The sequence below is a fragment of the Actinoplanes rectilineatus genome (assembly GCF_000962825.1).
GTDB classification, from domain to species: Bacteria; Actinomycetota; Actinomycetes; order Mycobacteriales; family Micromonosporaceae; genus Actinoplanes; species Actinoplanes rectilineatus.
This window is the reverse complement of sequence record NZ_JZKF01000088.1, coordinates 1-17,885: the sequence shown is the minus strand read 5'-3', so window position 1 is coordinate 17,885 and position 17,885 is coordinate 1. Positions and strand designations below refer to the sequence as shown.

General features: G+C 69.8%; 14 protein-coding genes and 1 tRNA gene. 6 read left to right on the top strand and 9 right to left on the bottom strand.

What is annotated here, in order from left to right:
• Nucleotides 1-14: 14 nt before the first annotated feature.
• Nucleotides 15-4,655 (bottom strand): type I polyketide synthase, encoded by a 4,641-nt coding sequence (locus WH85_RS38470; RefSeq protein WP_245674273.1) that lies wholly within the window; start codon nt 4,653-4,655, stop codon nt 15-17.
• A gap of 454 nt (nt 4,656-5,109) precedes the next feature.
• Between WH85_RS38470 and WH85_RS38465 the strand changes: the two genes are divergently transcribed.
• Together WH85_RS38465 and WH85_RS38460 are read left to right on the top strand one after the other, a co-directional pair.
• On the top strand, nt 5,110-5,526 hold the full coding sequence (locus WH85_RS38465) for a hypothetical protein (RefSeq protein WP_045747079.1): 417 nt from the start codon (nt 5,110-5,112) through the stop codon (nt 5,524-5,526).
• A gap of 412 nt (nt 5,527-5,938) precedes the next feature.
• Nucleotides 5,939-6,454, top strand: a complete 516-nt coding sequence (locus WH85_RS38460) for a mycothiol transferase (protein ID WP_045747078.1) — start codon at nt 5,939-5,941, stop codon at nt 6,452-6,454.
• Between the two features lie 38 nt (nt 6,455-6,492).
• Here the strand turns inward: WH85_RS38460 and WH85_RS38455 are convergent, their stop codons facing one another.
• Together WH85_RS38455 and WH85_RS38450 are read right to left on the bottom strand one after the other, a co-directional pair.
• Nucleotides 6,493-8,064, bottom strand: coding sequence for a GGDEF domain-containing protein (locus tag WH85_RS38455; RefSeq protein WP_045747077.1), 1,572 nt, complete (start codon nt 8,062-8,064; stop codon nt 6,493-6,495).
• 225 nt (nt 8,065-8,289) lie between these two features.
• On the bottom strand, nt 8,290-9,885 hold the full coding sequence (locus WH85_RS38450) for a hypothetical protein (RefSeq protein ID WP_045747076.1): 1,596 nt from the start codon (nt 9,883-9,885) through the stop codon (nt 8,290-8,292).
• A gap of 75 nt (nt 9,886-9,960) precedes the next feature.
• Here WH85_RS38450 and WH85_RS38445 point away from each other — a divergent pair, with 75 nt between their 5' ends.
• Entirely contained in the window at nt 9,961-10,854 is an 894-nt protein-coding gene (locus WH85_RS38445) for a hypothetical protein (RefSeq protein WP_045747075.1), read from the top strand.
• On the opposite strand, the gene WH85_RS38440 is transcribed toward WH85_RS38445, so the two are convergent.
• The 4 genes from WH85_RS38440 to WH85_RS38425 all read right to left on the bottom strand — a co-directional run bounded on the left by WH85_RS38440 (nt 10,849) and on the right by WH85_RS38425 (nt 13,136).
• A complete protein-coding gene (locus tag WH85_RS38440) occupies nt 10,849-11,028 on the bottom strand; it encodes a DUF4236 domain-containing protein (RefSeq protein ID WP_045747074.1) in 180 nt (59 codons plus the stop codon). The genes WH85_RS38445 and WH85_RS38440 overlap by 6 nt on opposite strands.
• A gap of 64 nt (nt 11,029-11,092) precedes the next feature.
• Nucleotides 11,093-11,548: an RrF2 family transcriptional regulator gene (locus tag WH85_RS38435; RefSeq protein WP_045747073.1), complete on the bottom strand. Its 456-nt coding sequence runs from the start codon at nt 11,546-11,548 to the stop codon at nt 11,093-11,095.
• 65 nt (nt 11,549-11,613) lie between these two features.
• Nucleotides 11,614-12,483 (bottom strand): AraC family transcriptional regulator, encoded by an 870-nt coding sequence (locus WH85_RS38430; RefSeq protein WP_045747072.1) that lies wholly within the window; start codon nt 12,481-12,483, stop codon nt 11,614-11,616.
• Between the two features lie 221 nt (nt 12,484-12,704).
• Complete coding sequence (locus WH85_RS38425) at nt 12,705-13,136, bottom strand: SsgA family sporulation/cell division regulator (RefSeq protein WP_014446635.1); 432 nt, start codon at nt 13,134-13,136, stop codon at nt 12,705-12,707.
• Nucleotides 13,137-13,446: 310 nt separating this feature from the next.
• Between WH85_RS38425 and WH85_RS38420 the strand changes: the two genes are divergently transcribed.
• Nucleotides 13,447-13,824, top strand: a complete 378-nt coding sequence (locus WH85_RS38420; RefSeq protein ID WP_245674272.1) for a TIGR02611 family protein — start codon at nt 13,447-13,449, stop codon at nt 13,822-13,824.
• Between the two features lie 51 nt (nt 13,825-13,875).
• Nucleotides 13,876-13,947 (top strand) — tRNA-Val (locus WH85_RS38415).
• Nucleotides 13,948-14,225: 278 nt separating this feature from the next.
• On the opposite strand, the gene WH85_RS38410 is transcribed toward WH85_RS38415, so the two are convergent.
• Nucleotides 14,226-14,810: a hypothetical protein gene (locus tag WH85_RS38410; RefSeq protein ID WP_045747070.1), complete on the bottom strand. Its 585-nt coding sequence runs from the start codon at nt 14,808-14,810 to the stop codon at nt 14,226-14,228.
• On the bottom strand, nt 14,807-16,669 hold the full coding sequence (locus WH85_RS38405) for a hypothetical protein (RefSeq protein ID WP_157411481.1): 1,863 nt from the start codon (nt 16,667-16,669) through the stop codon (nt 14,807-14,809). The genes WH85_RS38410 and WH85_RS38405 overlap by 4 nt, the downstream gene beginning before the upstream one ends.
• A 429-nt stretch (nt 16,670-17,098) precedes the next feature.
• Between WH85_RS38405 and WH85_RS51090 the strand changes: the two genes are divergently transcribed.
• Nucleotides 17,099-17,308, top strand: coding sequence for a hypothetical protein (locus WH85_RS51090; protein WP_157411480.1), 210 nt, complete (start codon nt 17,099-17,101; stop codon nt 17,306-17,308).
• The last annotated feature ends 577 nt before the right edge of the window (nt 17,309-17,885 follow it).

Genomic DNA, 17,885 nt, shown 5'->3' with positions numbered 1-17,885 from the left:
CGGGCGCAATCTGCTCAGACCGGTTGGGGTACGGGTACCGAACCCGCCGGGTCGAGGTGGCGGGCCAGCAGGTCCACGGTGGTCTCGATGTCCTGGGCGGTGTGTTCGGCGGTGATGAAGAACCGCAGTCGGGCCAGCGACTCCTTGACCGCCGGGTAGAGGATCGGGTTCACGCTGACCCCGTTCTTGAGCAGCGTGTCCGAAAGCCTCAACGCCTTGATGGAGTCACCGGTGATGCATGGGACGACCGGAGTCCCGGAACTGGTGCCGACGTCCACCCCCGCCTCGCGCGCCAGGCGCAGGAACATCGCCGAGTTGGCGTGCAGTGCGGCGAGGCGCTGCGGCTCCTCCCGGATGATGTGGATCGCGGCCAGGGCGGCTGCCGCGTTCGCCGGGCTCATACCGGCGCTGAAGATGAATCCCGGGAGCGTGTACCGCAGGTATTCGATGAGCTCGTGGCGGCCGGCGATGTAACCGCCGCAGCTGGCGAGCGACTTGGACAGGGTGCCCATCCAGATGTCGACGTCGTTGCGGTCGATGCCGAAGTGCTCGCCGACGCCGCCGCCGTGCGCACCGAGGACGCCGATGCTGTGCGCCTCGTCGATCATCAGCAGCGCGCCGTACTTCTTCTTCAGCGCGATCAGGGCGGGCAGGTCGCAGATGTCGCCGTCCATGCTGTAGACGCCCTCGACCACGATCAGCACCCGGCGGTACCGGTCGCGGATCTGGCTCAGCAGGGTGTCCAGGGCTTCGAGGTCCTGGTGCGGGAACGGCTGGCGGCTGGCGCCGGAGAGGCGGCAGCCCTGCAGGATGCTGTCGTGGGCGAGGGCGTCGTGCAGGATCACGTCCTCCGGGCCGACCATGTGCCCGATCACGCCGACGTTGGTGGAGTGGCCGCCGACCAGGGTGATCGCGTCCTCGGCGCCGACCAGGCCGGCCAGTGCGCGGTCCAGTTCGTCGTGCAGGCCCCGGTTGCCGGAGAGGATGCGGGCCGCGGAGACGGACGAGCCGTAGCGTTCCACGGCTTCCTTCACCGCGTACGCGACCATCGGGTGCCCGGTCAGACCGAGGTAGTTGTAGCTGGAGAAGGAGATCAGCTGACGCCCCTCGACCTGGGTACGCGCACCGATCAGCGCGTCGTGGACCAGGAAGTACGGGTTGTCGACGCCGACCCGCTCGAGCATGGTGCCGCGGCGCTCGAACTCCACCACCTCGGGCAGCTTCGCGACGTCGGCGACCTCTTCGTGGCGTACCCGGGGACGGGCCGGCGCCTCCAGGCGGACCGGTGCCGGCACCGGTGCCGGAGCCGGGAGCGCCCGCTGCGTGCCGCCGCCCAGCGCGCCGGCCAGCACCTGGGCCAGTTCGCCGACGGTGGTGACGCCGAAGACCTCTTCCGGGCCGAGCGGCACGTGCGGCCACTGGCGTTTGAGGGCGGCGGCCAGCTCGGCCGTCATGATCGAGTCGAAGCCGAGGTCACCGGCGAAGGTGCTCTCGGCGCGCACCATGTCGGCCGGGAACGCGCTGATCTTGCCGATCATGACGCCGATCTCGGTGACGATCTGCTCGGCGTCGACCGGTGAGGTCTTCTGCGTGGGCACTGTGCCGCGGCCGGCGACCGGCGCGGCGGCCGGAGTCTCCGGCTCGGGGCGCACCGGCACGACGGTCGGCACCTCCCGCGCGGGCTCGGCACCGGCGGTCAGCTCCATCGGCTCGGCGCCGAGGCCCCGCAGCACCGCGAGTTGCTCCCGCATGAGAAGGATGACGTCGTTCACTGGTGTGGAATCTCCGTTCCGATCGGCTGCCGGGCGCATGGCGCGCTCCGGCTGGCGGGACTCGGTCCGCGCGACTCGCGCGGGCCGGGCGGACGCCGGGCGCGGGGCGCCCTTGCGGGTGGTCCGGCGGATCGAGTAGGTCTGGGTGGCCAGGGGGAAGGGCGGCAGGGTCAGCAGGGGTACGCGCAGACCCGCGAACAGTGGTGTCAGGTCCACCGGCACGCCCGCGACGGCGAGCCGTCCCAGGCCTTCGAGCAGGGCGTACCCGTCGTCGGGCTCGGCCGGCATCAGCGCGATCCGGTCGAGTCCGGCCGACGAGGGTGTCAGGGCGGCCATGCCGAGCAGCGCGTCACCGGCGCTGACCTGCACCAGGATGCGGGCGCCGGCTTCGACGGCGGCGTCCACGGCGTCGGTGAACAGCACCGGCGAGGAGCCCTGCCGGCCCCACAGGTCGCGCAGCGTGTCCGGGTCGGTGGTCGCGGCCGGGTCGACGCTGGAGACGAAGGTGCGTTCCGGGGTGCGGACCGGCATGTGCGCGGCGTGCGTGGTGACCCGGGTGTCCACCTCGGCGAGCAGCGGCGAGTGGAAGGCGTGCGAGACGCTCAGCGGGACCGCCGACACGCCCCGGTCCTTGCAGCGTTCCAGCAGGATGTCGACCGCGGACCGGTGGCCGCTGGCGACGGTCTGCGACGGGTGGTTGTGGCAGGCGGCCCACACCCCGTCGATGCCGGTCCGCAACTCCTCGAAGCCGGCCGGGTCGATCCGGACGGCCGCCATCGTGCCGGGTGGCGGCTCCTCCCCCGCGGTGACCGCGGCGCCCCGGTCGACCAGGAACTCGATGCCGTCGCGAGCCTTGAGCGCGCCGGCCGCGACCGCCGCGACGAGTTCGCCGACGCTGTGGCCGAGCGTGACGTCCGGCAGGACGCCGCAGTCGGCGAGCAGCTGGGTCATGCCGATGCCCGCCACGCCCAGGCCGGGCTGGCAGATCCGGGTGGCGCTGACCGCCGACTCGTCGCCCGGCCCGGGTTCGGAGCAGAGCAGTTCGGTGACGGCCGTGCCGGTGCGCTGGTCGACCAGGTCGCCGAGCGGCCGGACGTGCCGGGCCATCGACGGGAACCGGGCCACCAGGTCGCGCAGCACGCCGGGGCGCAGCGAGCCCTGACCCGGATAGAGGAAGCCGAGCTTGCGCTCGTCGGGTGCCAGCGGGCCGGCACCGGCGTACACACCGGGGGCCAGCCGGCCCAGTTCACCGGCGGCCAGCGAGCGGGCCGCCGCGGCGAGACGTTCGGCGAGTTCGTCGCGGGTGCGGCACATCACCGCCAGGCGGGACGGGAGCAGGCTGCGGCTGGCGGTGGTCCGGGCCACGGCGGCCGGGTCCATCGCCGGGTCGGCCGCGACCAGGGCGGAGAGCCTTTCGGCGTACGCGCCGAGCTGCTCCGGGTTGCCCGCGGAGATGAGGACGAGCCAGGGCCGGTCGCGGTTGTTGCCGGCGCCGCCGCGGGCCGGTCGCGGCTCCGGGGCCTCGCTGAACACCGCGTGCACGTTGGTGCCACCGAATCCGAACGAGCTGACGGCCGCGCGGCGGCGGTCGTCGGCGACGTCCGGCCACTCCCGGGGTTCGGTGGTGATCCGCAGGCCGGCCTCCTCGATCGGGAGTTCGGTGTTGCGGTCCAGCGCGGGCTGCGGCGGGACCAGCCGGTGGTGCAGGGCCAGCGTGGCGCGCAGGACGCCCGCGGCGCCGGCGGCCGGCAGCGTGTGCCCGATGGTCGCCTTGCCGGAGGAGAGGTAGCAGGGACGCGACTCCCCGGCGGTGGCGCGCAGCCGGCGCAGTGCCTCGAGTTCGACCCGGTCGCCGACCGTGGTTCCGGTGCCGTGCGCCTCGAGGAAGTCGATCGCGCCGGGTGACACGCCGGCGTCCCGGTAGGCGGCGAGCATGGCCGCCTCCTGGCCCTCGGGGCGCGGGGTCATCGGGCCGCCGCCCTTGCCGTCGTTCGCGGTGCCGATCCCGTTGAGCACCGCGTAGATCCGGTCACCGGCGGCGACGGCGTCGGTCAGCGGCCGGAGCACGGCGATGGAGCCGCCCTCGCCGAGCACGAAGCCGTCCGCGCGGGTGTCGAAGGGCCGGCAGACGCCGGTCGGCGACAGTGCCCCGACCCGGGAGAAGCCGACCATGGCGTTCGGGGTCATGTTGACGAAGACCCCGCCGACCAGGGCGGCGCTGACCGAGCCGGACCGCAGGTGGTTGACCGCCTCGTGCAGGGCGATCAGCGACGACGAGCAGGCCGCGTCGACCGCGAAGGCGGGTCCGCCCAGGTCGAGCGTCTCGGCGACGGCGCAGGGCGCCATGTTGTTGAGCATGCCGGCCATCGAGAAGGACTGCGGCGGGTCGAGGGCTTCGGCGGCCGCGTCGGCGAGGGCCTCCAGGAACTCGGGGTTCCGGGCGTGGTTGCCGATCGACCCGTCGGCGAGCATCGTCGCGAGCAGCCGGGTGCCCGCGAGCTCCCGGTAGTCGGAGCCGCCGATGCCGACGAAGACGCCGGTGCGGGCCCGGTCGAACTCGACCCGCTCCCAGCCGGCGTCCTGCACGGCCTCCCGGGCCAGGTCGATGAGCAGCCGGTGCTGCGGGTCCATGGCTTTGGCCCGCCGGGGCGGAATGCGGTAGTGCAGGGCCGCGAATTCCTCGGCCCCATCGATGAACGCGACCTTGTCGGTGTATGTCGAATAGGTGTCCCGAAAATCTGCGGAGTGGAAGGAAGCGTGATTCCACCTGCTGGAAGGTACGGGCTTGAATTTATGTTCGGCGGTCAGCGAGTTCTCCCAGAACTCGACCACGTCGCGCGCGCCCGGAAAACGGCACGACAGACCGACAATCGCAATATCCAATGCTGTTCCTCATGGTTGCGAGCCTGGACGGCGCGACCGGAAAGAGGCCGCGAAAGCTCAGCAGATGGCTTTCCGACCAGAGGCTAACGTACGCCTGGACGTTTTCAGGGACTCTACGGCAGCTTTGCCGGGCAAATCTGTAACCACTCGTCGTCGGCGCGGCGATCGTACCAGTGGAGATCACCCGGGGGTGTCCATTCCAGAAGTCACCCATCGTTTCGCAATGCTCGGACAGTAGTCCCATTCTCCCCTTTCCGAGAATTGATCACGTTCATGAGGACGGCACGTTCGGGCACGCTCCCCGGGGGCTGGTCGCGCGTTGGACCTGTCGTGCCCCCGCTACCTCTAACGGAACAACGACACTCCGTGCAATGTCCCCCAAATAGGGGCATTATGCCACTCCTGGGTGTGTTGATATGCGGAAAAACCACCACATCGCCTAGCTTCATGCCCCATGAAGCACACCACCAAGCGGGGGCTCGCCGCCGCATTGGCGACGGCCGCCGTTGTCACCGCCGCTCCCACGCCCGCACAAGCGGCACCCGAGGTGCGTCCGATCCGGCTCAACGCCACGGCGTACTACGGAACGATGGACATCATCGCCCGCGAGACCCTGGACCTCAGGGCGCGGTTCTTCACCTACGACGGACGTCCGGTCGCCGGCCTTCCGGTGCAGTTCGCCACCACCGGTGAGCGCTGGCTGCTCTGCGAGGCCACGACGGACTTCAACGGCTACGCGGCCTGCCGCAACGGCCCGATCCCGCCGCCGGTCTCGACCCTGAACCTGCTGGTCAACGGGTACGACGCGATCTTCGAGGGCAACCGCCGGTTCGCCCCGGTGAGCGCACACAACAACATCGGCATCGGCTGACGGATCACAGCAGCGGTCGGCCAGGGTCAGCACCTGGCCGACCGCCGACCCGTTCAGCGAATCGGGGCCGAGTCACCAGCATGTGAGAACGACGGTTTTCACTCCCGAAGACCGATTCCCCTTGTGACACACGCCACACCATGGCCCCGCACTTCACGCCCGGCGCATTTCGCGGTTGCTCGCCGCGGAGCCCCCGGATCCCTACAATCCGCGCATATCCTCGGCAAATGAAGATCAGCACAGCCTTGTCGATCATGAATGGCGACAGACTCGACCGAGGAAAAGCAACTTTTCGGATACGTACTATTAACAGTTCCGAAAAGCTGCAAGCATGACGAATACCGCAAATCCTGATCTTGAGAATTCCGCATCACCGGATCAAGAACCGGGCACGGATCGGATACTGCACGGCATGACGATCGATTTCCCGGCGGCCACCACGCCGGCCGACGGACGGGGCGAGGTCTTCGCCCGCTATCTCGACTACTTCCGCGCGGTGCTGCTGGCCAAGGTGTCCGCGCTGCCGGAGGCCGAGTTGCACACCAGCCGCCTGCCCTCCGGCTGGACACCGCTGGAGCTGGTCAAGCACCTGCGGTACGTGGAACTCCGCTGGATCGCCTGGGGCTTCGAGGGCCGCCGCGACCACGAACCGTGGGGCGACCGCCGCGACGACCGCTGGCACGTCGAACCCGGCGAGACCCTCGACGTCCTCGCCGGACGACTCCGCGAACAGGGCGCGTACACCTCGGCGGTCATCGCCACCGGCGACCTGGCGGCGACCGGCGCACCCGGCCCGCGCTGGGACGGCAACGAACCCGCCACCCTGGAACGGATCCTGTTCCACCTGGTCCAGGAGTACGCCCGGCACGTCGGCCACCTCGACGTGGTGGCCGAACTGGCCGGCGGACCGGTGGGCGAGGACGGTTGACGGTCGGCCGGCCGACCGGTGGCGAGGACGGTCGACGGCTAGCCGGCGACCACCCGGTCCCGGCCGCTGCGCTTCGCGGCGTACAGGTTCTGGTCGGCCTGCGAGAGCAGCGCGGAGAACGTGATCCGCCCGTCGGTCGTGGTGGTCACCCCGATGCTGGTGGTGACGTGCAGCGGGCCGGTGATCGGCTCCCAGCCGTGTGCCCGGATCCGCAGGCGCAGACGCTCGCAGCGCAACGACGCCTCCTCCGCGTCCACCCCCGGGAACACCAGCAGGAACTCCTCACCGCCCATCCGGGCCGCGATCCCCGGGCCGGCCGCCTCGACCAGCAGCTCGGCCACGTTCTGCAGCACCGTGTCACCGGTCGCGTGCGAGAGCGTGTCGTTGATCCGCTTGAAGTGGTCCAGGTCGATGATCGCCAGGGACAGCGCCCGGCGGCACGAGGTCGCCTCGGCCAGCAGATCCGGGACGCGTTCGTTGGCGTACCGGCGGTTGTGCAGGCCGGTGAGCGCGTCCCGGTGGGCCATCTCCCGGAAGTGCTCGCTGGCACGCCGCGCCTCGTTCGCCTCGAAGACGGCCTGCAACGCGCGGGCCCGAGCCTCCCGCTGCACCGAGTACAGAGCGGCGGACGCGGCGGAGAAGGCGCGGTGTTCCTCGTACGCCTCCGCGAACCGCCCGGTCGCCGCGAACAGGGCGGCCTGCTCCTCCCGGACCCGGGCGCCGATCGCGGCGAGCTCCCGGTCCGAACAGAGCCGGCCGGCCGCGTCCAGCGCCTCCTGGGCCGCGCCGTACCGGCCGTCCCGGCGGCGGGCCTCGGCGAGCGTGAGCAGGCACTCGGCCACCGCGTCACCCTCGTTGGCCACCACCCGCTCGTCGAGCACCGGGATGAGCAGCTCCTCGACCTCGGCGTACCGCCCGCCGAGCATCTCCACCCGGGCCAGGGTGTCGCACTCGTTGGCACTGAACCGCTGACCGGTCCGCGCCTGGATCTCGCGCATCTGCTCGACCAGCGCCCGGGCCGACGACGCGTCGCGCAGCTGGTACGCGCTGTACGCCAGATTGTTCAGCACCAGGATCATCGTCTCGTGGTCCCGGGCGTCGGCGGCCAGCATGAGCGCCTCGCGGGCCCGGCGCTCCCCGTCCATCGGCGAGCCGCTGTCCTCCAGGGCCACCGACAGGGTGAGCAGGTGCCGGGCCCGGATCCCGGGCGGCACGTCCTCGTCGAGCAGCGCCACCGACTGCAGCGCGTGGGTGAGCGCGTCGGAGAAGTCGCCGACCTGGTGGAAGAAGAGGGAGAGCGTCCGGTGCGCCCGGGCCAGCAGGAACGACGCGTTGTTGCTCTCCGCCCAGGCCCGCACCTGGTGGGCGAGCTGACCACCCTCGCCGGTACGGCCCTCGCGCAGCAGCACGCCGGCGAGCAGCAGCACGGTCCGCTGGGACAGTTCCTCCGCGCCGAGCTCGTCGGCCCGGCGTCTCAGATCGGCGGCCGGGGAACGCACCGTGCGGAATTGCGACATCGGGCGGGACTCGAGTTCGGCCACGGCCGCCTCGAGGGCGCCCAGCTCGAGATGCCGCTCGGTGGGGATACAGGTCGCCGTCTCGGTCGTCACTGTCCCTCTACTTCCTGTCGTGGCCGTGACGGTCCACGGTCCGGCGCCCGGGTGGCAGGACGGGTCCCCTTCGGTTGCCGCCCGGTTGCACTGCCCTTCGAACCCGGCGACACCGGTCACCCTGTCCCGGCCGGGACACGGCACACGGTCGCCACCCGTCCGTCCCGGCCGGCCAGGAGCGGCTGCCGGCCAGGAGCGGCTTCCGGCCTGACGGGGATTCGGGCGTCAGCGGTCGGTGCAGACCGGTGCGGAGCTCACCACCCGCTTCACGGAGTACTTCACGGCGACCGAGAAGCAGTAGTCGACCTTCTCGTTGAGCGGGCTCACCGTCCAGTCCGCCGACCGCGCGGACAGCTCCTGGAACTTCTGCGGTTTCTCCCCGGCCCGGCCTCCGGAGATCAACACCACGCCTTCGGCGCCTCGGGGGTACGTCCAGAGCAGCGTCACGCTGTCCCCGCTGTCGCGCAGCCGGACGTTCTGCGGAGCCCCCGCCGCCGCGGGGGCGACACTGGCCGCCATGCTCGCCGCCGGTGTCGTCGCGGGCGCGCCGGTGGGCGCCGCCGTCGGTGCGGTCGCCCCGTCAGCGTCCGGCAGGGTCAGGATCACCACCGCGGCGGCCGCGGCCACCCCGCAGGCCAGCACCGCGGCGAGCAGCAGCGGATGGGTGGCCCGGCGGCGGGCGGGGGTGTCGGTGCGTACCGGGACGCACCGGGTGTTCGGCGGGTCGGTCCGGGTCCCGCTGCTGGCCGTGCCCTTCGGCACCGCCCGGCCGTCCTCGTCGTAGTCGGGTGCCCGCCGGCCGGGCAGCGGCGGCGGGGTGTCCGCCCGGGCGTGCCGGCCGATCGGGTCGCCGGGTAGCCGGTGCAGGTCACTGAGGTACAGCGGCTGCTGGTACACCGAACCGTTCGGGTCGGTCTCCCGGTCGTCGGACTCCTCGTCGAGATCGTCGTCCTCGGTGGGATAGACCCGGCCGTTCGGATCGGTCGGCCGGTCGTCCGGTGGTGGCTGGCCGGGTGCGTCCACCGGGTACGGCGCCGGGCTCGCCGGGCCCGGGTCGGCGACGGTCGGCCGGCGCGGGAACCGGCGGCTCGGGTCGGTGGAGGTCCGGCCGCCCCGCTCGGCGGTCGCACACGAGTGCCGGCCGGACGCGCGCCCGGTGGCGAGCGCGGCGGCCTGCCGGGCCAGCGGATGGTCGGCGGGCAGGTACCGGGCGCTCAACTCTTGGGCCAGCGCCAGGTGTTCGGCGGACTGCCGGTCCCGGCCGCACTCGCGTTCCATCGAGCCGAGCCGGGCGAGCATCTTGATCCCGGCGGGGGCGGCGTCCCCGTACACGTCACGATGGTGCCGCCAGGCGCGGGCGAGCCGCGCCCGGGCCGCGCCGCAGTGCCCGGCGGCGTGCTCGGCGACGGCCAGGTCGGCCTCGGCGGCGAGCACCCGCGGCGAGTCCGGGCCGTCCGCCGCGGCCAGTTCGCCGACCAGGTCGTGATAGACGATCGCGGCCCGGCCGTGCTGGCCGATCCGCTGCAGCACCGCGGCGTGGGTGGCCGCGGCGGCGATGGTCCGCTCGTCGCGGGCGCCGTGCAGGCGCTCCTCGGCGGAGTGCGCGAAGGACGCCCAGAGCCGGGCGGACTCCGGGTCGCCGAGGGCGATCAGGACCCGGGCGTGCAGGGCGGCCGCGACGGCCATGTCCGCGGTGGCGCGGCGGGGGTCGGCGTCGGCGCCCCGCAGGACGTCGTCCAGGACCGCGCGGGCACCGGTGAGATCGCCGGCCGTGGACAGGGACTGCGCCTGAGCCGTTCGTTCCGCGAGCTGAGGGGCCATGTTTCCCATAGTGCTCGGCCGGATACCGTGGGTACAAGTTTCCGGTAGCGAAGTGGACAGGGTAGAAACACGGACATGTCCCCGATCACCACGGTCACCCGTGAACTCCTGGTCCGTTACCTGCAGACATGGGCTCCCGGTGCGCTGCACCGCGGACGCCGCGCGGTCTACGCACACGGATACGCCGACGCCGACGACGGCGCGGCCGCCGAAGCGGCGGTGCGGGTCCTGGCGGCCCTGCCCGACCTGGCCCGCAACCGGGAACTGTCCATGGTGGCGGTCGGCGCGGAGGCGGGTGGGCTGGTCGGGCGCCTCGGCGCGGCCCAGCGGGACTCCGGTGCGGCGGCCGGGCTGGCGGTGCTCCCGGTCGGCGGCGGGACGGAGGAACGACTGGCGGTGGCGTTGCGGGCCGCGGGCGCTTCACGCGTACCCCTGCTTGCTTTTCTGGATGCGACCAGCGCGGGTGAACCGCCGAGTGTGACCACCGTCGCGGCGGTGGCGTCCGCCGGAAAGCCGGCCGACGTGCTGCTGGCGCTGCCGCCGGGGACCCCGCTCGAGCCCTATCGCACCGTGGGACTGCCGCTGGTCACTGCGGTCCGGGTGGCGACCGGCGAGCTGCTGGTGTTCGGTACGGCCTCGGGACGCAACCTGGAGGATTTCAAGGAGGAACTCTGGGCGGCCGCCGAGTCCGCCGGGGCGCGTCTGGGCGACCCCGGCGACCCGGAGGACCTGCTGATCGACGTCTCGCCGGAGCCCGACCACGACCCGTTGCGCCGGGCGTTGCTGGCGCGTCTGGACGAGGCGGGCGCGGCGACGGTGACCGAACTGCGGACGTTCGCCCTGACCGACACGGTCTATCGGGCGGCGGACGCCACCACGGTGCTGCGCGCCCTGGTGGACGCCGGGACGGTCACCCGCCGGCCGGAACACGGCCGGCTCGGCGGAGACGTCTCGATCAGCACGTCATGACCGGGACTTGTCCTGCTTCCAGGACAGCGGGCCGGGCAGGTCGTAACGGTGCGCGCGGGTCCGAGAGTTCCACGACCACTTGCCGATCTTCAAACTGAAGGACGAGTAGCCGTTCTCGGTGAAGTTCAGAACAAGCGGCCCGATCTTCTTGCGGCTGCGGTAAACGATGGGCATCGGAACGTCTCCCCTCCACTGTGCTGGTGGCAGAACGATTCCCGATGACGCGGATTTACAAACGTCAGCGCGGCTGCCACGCGTCGGGACGCGTGGTCAGCTTGCGGACGTGCGCCGGCATCCGCCCGCTGATCAGCTCGGCGAGGCTCACCTCGTCGACCACCTCACGGACCGCCGCACGGACCGCGACCCACAGGTTCGGCAGGTTCTCGGCGGCACCGGTGTATTGCGTCTCCTCCGGACGGAGCCCGCGCACGCCGGCCAGCGGGCCGTCGACGGCCCGCAGGATCTGGCCGATCGTCACGTCCCGTGGTGGGTGGGACAGCGTGTAGCCACCCTCGGCGCCACGCTGCGCCCGGACCACTCCGGCACGGCGCAGGTCGGCGAGCACCGCCTCGAGGAATTTCCGAGGCATGTCTTGGTCTTGGGCAATGGCCTGGGCCGACATCAGTGCGGGGTAGGCCTGCGCCAAACTCAGCGCCGCCCGGACCGCGTAGTCGCCACGCGCGGAGATCTGCACCTGACTATCATGCCCCCCGCCCACATCCCGGATGCACATACCCCAGGGAGTTGTGGGAATTACGGTCAGTCAGAGGGAGATCGCTGAGCGGGAATTCCGCTGGTCACGAAGTGCGAACGGAATTGTCCCGGACTCAGACCCGTCTCCCGGTGGAAGAAACGTCCGAAGTTGGTCGGCTCCCCGAATCCGAGGCTGCGGCCCACCTCCGCCACCGACAGCGGGGTCGCGGCGAGCAGCCGCCGCGCCTGCAGCGCGACACGGTCGTCGACGACCTGCTTGGCGGTGCGACCGGTCAGCGCGAGGCTCGCCCGGGTCAGGGTCCGCACCGAACAGCCGAGCTCGGCGGCATAGTCCTCCACCCGGCGGGAGTCCGGATAGCCCTCCTCCAGCCGACGACGGAAGCGCTCGAAGGTGCGGGCCTCGACGTGCCCGGGCGGCACACTGCCCGAGTCCAGCAGCCGGACCCGCAGCAGCAGCGCGGCCAGCTGGTGGCGCATCAGCGCGGCAGCGGCACTGCTCGGCGTGCCGCCGGCGTCCCGGACCAGGTTGTCGACCATGGCGCCGAAGCCGGCCGGGTCGGGCAGGCTCACCGGCGCGCGGGCCGGACCGTCCGGATCGTCGGGCACGAGACCGTCGAGCTCCTCCGGCCGGAACAGATCGGACCGGAAGACGATCGACACGACTCCCTCGGGTCCGCTCTCGAAGCGGACCGCCTGACCGGGACGGACCCATATCAAGGTGCCCGGGCCGCACTGATGTCGGGCGAAGTCGACCTCGGCGACCAGCGTCCCGGCAGTGGTGGACACGAGCGCGTGGCAGCCCAGAAGGCCGGTGGGCGCACCGGCGGTCACCGGCAGGTCGCACGTGCCGATGCCCGCCCAGTCTGGCGGGAGACACGCGAACGCCGGGTCAACGGAATGAGTGAGTGCTGGCATCGACGCTGACGGTAACCGTCGACGACCGTCAACGCATGCCTGCCTGAACTCAATGCGTTAATTGTCCGTTTTCCTGCTCGGTATTCGCTATACGTCCGATTCCGATTTCTTTTCGGAGATCGATTACTTTTCCGGATAAAGGGCGACCCGTACGGACCGGCAGTGTCCGCGCGAGTCGCCCTTTGATCGCTGTCGCTGTCACCGGGGTGGTCGCCCCCGGTTTATCGCCCCGCGAGCAGACGATTGACCGCAGCATCCACGTCCAGGTGATCGGACTCCCGGCCCCGCGGCACCACCACATAGGTGCGCCGAAGGAACCGGACCAGGACACTGCGCGGCACCTCGAACAGCGCGTTGCCGTCGGGTGACGACAGAGCCAGCGCGACGAAATCGCCCCGCGGCGTGGCCCACGGCCACACCCGGACATCGCCGATACCTGCCGGCTCATCAAGCCCGGTCACAAGAAGTTCCCGCGCAAAGGACCAGCTCACGGCTTCCCCACCGGCTGATTCTGCGTGGAACAACACATGGACCGCATACGGGTCGGCTGGGTCGTAGCGCAGACTGGCCCGCACAGGCAGAGCCGTCGCGTCTGGCGCTACGAGCCGCAGCGAGGTTTCGACCTCGACGGTCGTTGGACGAATGGTACTCATGGACGAACTCCCCCCGGCACCGCTGCGAGGCTGGTGAACCCCGCGTTTCCCATACTCAGGTGATCCCTGTCGTTACGCTCCGCCATACGCTGATCTCACCCAGTAGTGGGAAGACGGTTTCGAAAACGCCTCCGCACAGGACGTAAAGCGATATCTTGTCCTGTTCTGCCCATGTACTCGATTCCGCCCGGCGTCGGGTGGCCCAGCAGTTGACTTACTCCGGTAACGTCCAGTCCTCCCGGGTAGTGACGGGACCGCGGAACACTGGGGGATGAAATGGTTCTTAAAGCCGGACGACAAGGCATCTGACGTGCGTGTGCTCGACCGTATCCGGACCACCCCGACCGGACGCCTGGCCCTGAAGATCGGCGTCGGTGCCCTCGGCGGCCTGGTCACCCTGGTCGGGATCGTCCTGATCCCACTGCCCGGGCCCGGGTGGGCCATCGTGATCCTCGGCCTGGCCATCCTCGCCGTGGAGTTTCACTGGGCACGGGGAGTCCTCGCCTTCACCCGCCGGCACGTGACCAGCTGGACCCAGTGGATAGCCCGCCAGTCCCTGCCGGTCCGCGGTCTCGTCGGACTGCTCGGCATGGTCTTCATCAGCGCCGTCGTGTGGGCGAGCGTCCGGGTCAGCTTCGGCGTCGACCTGGTCCAGGTCGCCCTGGACTTCCTGGAGACGCGCCAGTGACCCCTGGTTCGCCTAGGCTGCGGGACATCTAGTAGAGTTCCATCTCGTTGAGGGCGATTAGCTCAGCGGGAGAGCGCTCCGTTCACACCGGAGAGGTCACTGGTTCGATCCCAGTATCGCCCACAAGTACGTTGAGCTGCGAAAAGGTCCACCGCAATGATCCAATGCGGTGGACCTTTTGTCACGGTTCTGGGAGCAGGCGGGGTTGACCACTCCTAGGTCAGATTTGTTCTGCTCCCTGCTTGACCACTACCAGGTCGCCAAGGAGCTCACCCGACGCTGGCATCCATCGAGCGTGGCGCATCGGTGGGAGTGCCAGGCCACTTGTGCAGTCGACGCCGGAGCGCTGTCCGAGTGGGGCATCGCTGGGGCGGAACCTCAGAGGTCATCTCGAAACGGCCCTAGCCCTGGAGACGAGGCCGGTGCCAGTCGTCGATGACGGTGACCAGATGCTCTCCCACCCGGATGGCATCGTCGCGGATTCGGTCGACGAGCTCCGGAGTGATCGCCTCATCCTCGAGCCGCTCAACATCGCGGAACAGCGCCGCCGTCTCGAACAAGGCCGCGGACCCGTTGACGGCACCGCGCCGGGTCCAGCGGCGGTACTTCGTCACGACGTTGAACACCGAGCTGACGAACAACGCCGGCCGTTCGATGAGATCAGGCAGGTCCTGCACGAACGCCAGGATCGACGAGTCACCGGTCAGGATCTCGTCATCGGCGTCCACCGGGCCGAAAGCCCGTAGCCGGGCAACGACATCGCCCGGGTCCACGGCATCGCCGGCACAGATCGCCCACGCGACGGAGAGACCCTCGCTCGTGACCACCGGAACCGGCCGGCGAAGCTCGTTCTGCGACACCGACCTGATCAGTAGTCGTTCCATGCGTTGCACACACGCCACCGACATGATCCGTTGCGCATCCGGGCTCAACTGATCCGCGCGGTCCCGGGCCGAACGCCAGAGTTCCAGGTCGAGGTTCGTCACGGCCAGACGATACCCGGGGTGAAAATCGCCGCCCGCGACTTGCGTTTCGGTTTCACCGGCGCCACGATCTGAGCTCCCGGTTCGCTGGCGACGAGTTCCTTGCAGTTCTCCTTGTCCTCACCACAGAACGGGTTGGACGCGTAGATCACGATCGGACTGACCGGAACCGCAGCGGCGTCGGTCTTCGCCTCAGTGATGACCAGCGGCTCCGCATGGACTGCGTCATTCGGGTTGTCGACTGGCAGCAGACCCGCGCCAATAGCCACGGCCCGCTGTTCGTCCTCCAGATCGATACGACCGCCGACGTAGGAGAACACTCTCCCGGTTTTCACATTGCAGACGGCCAGTACTGCGACCGTCTGGTTGATCGTCCTGAACTCCTGCCGGGAGTACCCGTCCATCACCTTCTCCGCCGACTCCTCGGCCTTGGCGAGTTCGGCCTGCCGGTTGACGCTGTCGCACTTGCTGCCACCGCTCTGCGACGGCACTACCGTAGGTGCTGCCGACGGCCTGCCGGAGGTTTTCGCCGACACAGCCACTGACGGCTGCCCGGTTGCTTTCTGGTCAGCGAGGATCTCGGCGAGCTCGTCGAGCAGGTCGCCTTGGATCTGCTTGATCTTCGCCGTTGTGACAGCTTTCGCGACCGCCCGGACCTGCGCGGTATACACGTGCGCGCCCCGCATTGTGCTCGCCCGGACCCAGAAAGCCGACCAGGCCGCTGACACGTTCGTACACCGCAGCGTGCCAGCCCCGTTGACCGGAACCGTCCCTGACGATGTGCACCCGCCGACAGGGGCACCGTCACCGGTCATCGTCGCGGTCACGTCGACGCTGACCTGCTTCGGGGCCTCCATGTTCGTGCTGGAGAAACTCGTCGTCAGCGCCTGCGTGACCGTGCACGACGCCGGTCCGCACCCGGTGAACGCCGCAGTGCCCTTGACGTCGAACTGGTAGCTGGTATCGACCGCATCGGTGAGCTTCCCGACCTGCGCCACCAGATCTCGGTACGTCCTCTCGACCTGCGCGTCCGAGAGTTTCGGAAAGTCCATCTCCTGCAACGACGCCCCGGCGACCGGGGCCTTCACCGGCACGGTCGGTGCCCGAAGCGCCTGCCCGTAGATCCCGCCGAGATCCGGCAGCGTCGGCAACGCGGGAAGGCTCGTCAACGGCCGTCCGGACGGCATCGTCGGGAACGTCGGCAGCGCCGGGATCGGCGGAACAGACGGCCCGACACCGGCCGGCGCGTATTTCACCACCCGATGCGGTGCCTCCGTGCTGACGAACAGATCCCCGGAAGGAGCCGTCGCCTTCCACACCTGCTCCGTCCCGACCATCGTCGTCTCCTCGACATCGGGAAAGACGGCGGTCGACTCAACCTGGGCACTCAGAGCAGCACCGAGTTCTTGCGGCGTCACCAGTGACCGAGCACCGGCCGACGTCAATCCGGCCGACGTACCACCGGTGACCCACTGCCCGGCCACGCCATCCAGGCCCCCGCCGAGCGCGGTGGCAGGCCCACCAGACAGCTGCTCCGGCATCTTGATGTACGTGCGCCCGTCGACACGCATCACGCCGACGTCCAGGCCGGCGACGGTCAGAGTGCCAGTCAGGGCCCCACCACGCAGCACCGTCATGTCGCTGACCGACCCAGCCAACTGCGGAGACTGCACCCGCACCGCCGGCGCCGCAGCGACCGCGGCAACCGCCTGCCGGAACTGCTCACGCGTCGAAGACCCCGCGTCGTTGCCAGTGACCTTCCAGACAGCCATCCCCGCGACGACCAGAACCGCCAGCACCGCGGCAACTCCGGTCAAGATCGCTTTGCGTGATCGGCTGACCGCCGTCACCTGCTCAGACATACGCCCCCCACGTGATAAGCCAAGCACCATAGAGACGCTGGCCAGGATCTGGCTAGTTCGGCTGGGCGTGCGTGGATCACGTCACTGCCCGCGCGTTGGCAGATCGGCCGACTCGCATCGGCAATGACCATCGCCGCCAGCTCACGGGCCTTCGGCAAGAGCTCCGCGTTGCGCGACAGCGGCCAGGCGAAAATCGTACGTTGGTGACATCGCACCACGGGGAGGGCTGGGACGCCGGTCTCCAGGTCGAGGCACAGCCTCTTCTCCTGGCAATCCCACAGAGACTCAGTTTCAGCGGCGCCGGACGATTCGGTGCGCGACGGTGGGAGGTGCACACCGCGAGGCTGTCGGGGCGCGCGTGCCACATCGCGGCAGGCGTCCTCCGGCCCACAGGGCCGCAATCAACGAACCGGAAGAACTGCCACACTCATGACCGACGCCGAAGCCTCAGCCGACAACGTCACCCGACTCGGAAAGTTCGTCACGGAGCAGAACAGCATCCAGCCTGGCAGGTTCCGCCTCTTCCACGAATACACCGATGACATCCGCCAACGTGATGCCGGGTCCTCGGACGGGCCAGATGGAGAGAACGGAAACAAGGCGCCTTCGGACGCCGGCCCGTCGGAAGATGCCGCATGAGCTGACGCCCGCTTGGGCGAGAAGCAACCTCCTCCTCGCGGGACATGATGTTTTCCCTGTTCAGAAGCCGCCTTCAATGAGGGTGGGGAGCACCGCCACGATGAAATCGGGCTGTCCGGGGTGGGCGGTGCACCACTGCTCCCAAAACCGGTGACCGGGCGGGGAGCAGGCGGGGTTGAAACCAGCAGCGTCTAACAGCGCCGCACGGCATTCAGCAACGTTGGACGACAGCGACTGAGCAGGACCGATCTGTATTCATGCTGGTCAGCGGCTTGATCGGGCTACGTTCACACAGGAGCGCTCCATCCGAACAGCGCTCAACAGCGCCGAAGAGCACGTCTACGCAGCTCAACAGCGTCGTGCCGAGTGATCGATCTCCTACGTCTGCTCCCGTGTAGCACTCCCCCGCGCCCGGAGCGTTCTGTCGAGCGTTCAGGCGCCGGCTGACCTCTCCCCTACGGCCGGAGTGGTCAGGGGGTTGCCCTCTGTGCCAAGATCATGAGAGGCAAGATCTACTCTTGAAACGTTGAGTTGAGGGCGAGCGAGGAGACCACCACCGGTGGGTTCGAACAGTGAG